Genomic DNA, 930 nt, shown 5'->3' with positions numbered 1-930 from the left:
ATGACGGACGTAGTGATCGTATCGGCCGCGCGGACCGCGGTCGGCAAATTCGGCGGCTCGCTCGCGAAGATCGCGGCACCGGAGCTGGGCGCGACGGTGATTCGCGCGGTGCTGGAGCGTTCGGGCGTGAAGCCCGAGCAGGTGAGCGAAGTGATCATGGGCCAGGTGCTGGCGGCGGGCTCGGGGCAGAACCCGGCGCGCCAGTCGCTGATCAAGGCCGGCCTGCCGAACGCGGTGCCGGGCATGACGATCAACAAGGTGTGCGGCTCGGGCCTGAAGGCGGTGATGCTGGCGGCGAACGCGATCGTGGCGGGCGACGCGGACATCGTGATCGCGGGCGGCCAGGAAAACATGAGCGCGGCGCCGCACGTGCTGCCGGGCTCGCGCGACGGGTTCCGGATGGGCGACGCGAAGCTGGTCGACACGATGATCGTCGATGGCCTGTGGGACGTGTACAACCAGTACCACATGGGCATCACGGCAGAGAACGTTGCGAAGGAATACGGGATCACGCGTGAGGAGCAGGACGCGTTCGCGGCGCTGTCGCAGAACAAGGCGGAAGCCGCGCAGAAGGCCGGGCGCTTCGATGCCGAGATCGTGCCGGTGTCGATTCCGCAGCGCAAGGGCGAGCCGCTGCAGTTCGCGACCGACGAGTTCGTGCGTCACGGCGTGACGGCGGAATCGCTGGCGGGGCTGAAGCCGGCGTTCTCGAAGGACGGCTCGGTGACGGCGGCGAACGCGTCGGGGCTGAACGACGGCGCGGCGGCGGTGCTGGTGATGTCGGCGCAGAAGGCGGCGGCGCTCGGCCTGACGCCGCTCGCGCGGATCAAGGCATACGCGAACGCGGGCGTGGATCCGAGCGTGATGGGCATGGGTCCGGTGCCGGCATCGCGCCGCTGCCTGGAGCGAGCGGGCTGGACGCCGGGCGAC

1 protein-coding gene is annotated in these 930 nt (G+C 70.0%); it reads left to right on the top strand.

Annotation, left to right across the window (positions count from 1 at the left end):
• A partial coding sequence (locus tag HWX22_RS31270) for an acetyl-CoA C-acetyltransferase (protein ID WP_175912714.1) occupies window positions 1–930 on the top strand: 930 nt, incomplete at both ends.

The sequence above is a fragment of the Burkholderia sp. BCC1638 genome (assembly GCF_902833195.1).
Classification (GTDB): domain Bacteria; phylum Pseudomonadota; class Gammaproteobacteria; order Burkholderiales; family Burkholderiaceae; genus Burkholderia; species Burkholderia diffusa.
This window is presented reverse-complemented; position numbering and strand designations above follow the sequence as displayed.